We start from the raw sequence: 1,514 nt of genomic DNA on the forward strand, positions 1-1,514 counted from the left end.
AGAAATTTATAATATCAGCTATCTTGAAAACGATCTAAAAAATAAAGAAAAGATAGATGAAAGGGATAAATTTTACAAAAAGGTTGATACTAGGGTTTAAATTTGAGGGTAAAATCCAAAAAAGTTTATTGTAATTTAATCTTTTGGGGCATATAATCAATTTTTTGTAAATTCCAAACTTAAAAGAGACTGCTATGAATTTCACACCACTTTTTGCAATATTTTTCATAATCGCAACTGGTTTTTTTGCTAAAAAAGTCGGCATTGTTGAGCAAAAGCACTCGATCCCTTTTGTGGATTTTGTCCTTTGTTTTGCAATGCCTGCCCTCATCTTTGACAAAATTTACCACGTAAATGTCGATGCCTCGCTTATAAATACGATCTTAATCGGCTTTGCCTCAACCGCCATTAGTGCTGCTTTGGCATTTGTCATAGGTAAGGTTTTTAAATTTACCAAAATAACAACCGTCAGTATGGTCATGCTAAGCCTTTTTGGTAACACCCTATTTGTCGGTATGCCTGTCATTCAGGGCTTCTTTGGCGACGAGATGGTAAATGAGGTCATCTTTTACGATCAAATAGCCACTGGTATCCCACTTTCGATCCTTGGACCACTCATCCTATCTTTTGCCGCGCCTGAGAAGGTTTCGCTATTTCAAAATACAATGAAAATTTTAAAATTTCCACCATTTATAGCGCTTATCATGGGTCTTATCTTAAAAGAAGTCCCACTTCCAGATTTTATCTTTGCGCCACTTAGGATGTTTGAAGGTAGCGTCACTCCAGTCGCACTTTTTGCGATCGGCGTTGGTCTTAACTTTAGCAGTATCACAAGCTCATATAAAGGCGTTAGTGTCGTGCTTTTGTGTAAGATGATATTGCCAGCTATCGTATTTTTTATAATATTAAAAGTCTCAGGTATCCAGATGAGCAAAACTTGGGTCGTTGGTCTCTTTCAATGTGCGATGCCAACATCAGCCCTAGCAAGTGCGATGGTTATAAAAGCTGGACTTGATAGCTCTCTAGCCATCTCATCAGTAGCCATTGGTGTGCTTTTTTCATTTATCACGTTACCAGTTATCTATTTTGTATTTGCGTAAATTCACACTTATTTCACACTAAGAGGCTAGTATTTCATCATATTTCATTTAAAGGAGACGTTATGAAAAAGTTAATCTTAGTTGCACTTGGTGCTATGTTTATGCTTGGTGGTCTTGCAAATGCTACTGAAATGATGAAGAAAGATAACATGGGTAAAGACGAGATGATAAAGAAAGAGCAGATGATGAAAGATGACATGGCTAAAAAACCCATGATAAAAAAAGATGAGATGAAAAAAGAAGACATGGGTATGAAAGACGAAATGAAGAAAGATGACATGGGAATGAAAAAAGACGACATGGGCATGAAAAAAGACGAAATGAAAAAAGGCATGTAAAGGTGCTTAATGGTTAGAATTTTGCTCGTTGAAGATGATGAAATTTTACTTGATCTCATCAGTGAGTATCTAAGCG

At 36.3% G+C, this 1,514-nt stretch carries 2 protein-coding genes; both read left to right on the forward strand.

Annotated features, from left to right (window positions below; genetic code table 11):
• Positions 1-194: 194 nt before the first annotated feature.
• Complete coding sequence (locus Q0296_RS02785; RefSeq protein WP_103608176.1) at positions 195-1,100, forward strand: AEC family transporter; 906 nt, start codon at positions 195-197, stop codon at positions 1,098-1,100.
• A 62-nt stretch (positions 1,101-1,162) separates the two neighbouring features.
• Positions 1,163-1,438, forward strand: a complete 276-nt coding sequence (locus Q0296_RS02790) for a hypothetical protein (protein ID WP_298036283.1) — start codon at positions 1,163-1,165, stop codon at positions 1,436-1,438.
• The last annotated feature ends 76 nt before the right edge of the window (positions 1,439-1,514 follow it).

The organism is uncultured Campylobacter sp., from assembly GCF_937890585.1.
Classification (GTDB): domain Bacteria; phylum Campylobacterota; class Campylobacteria; order Campylobacterales; family Campylobacteraceae; genus Campylobacter_A.

Coding starts and splice junctions, on each gene's coding strand:
- Q0296_RS02785 (WP_103608176.1), top strand. CDS start 195: ATGAATTTCACACCACTTTTTGCAATATTTTTCATAATCGCAACTGGT.
- Q0296_RS02790 (WP_298036283.1), top strand. CDS start 1,163: ATGAAAAAGTTAATCTTAGTTGCACTTGGTGCTATGTTTATGCTTGGT.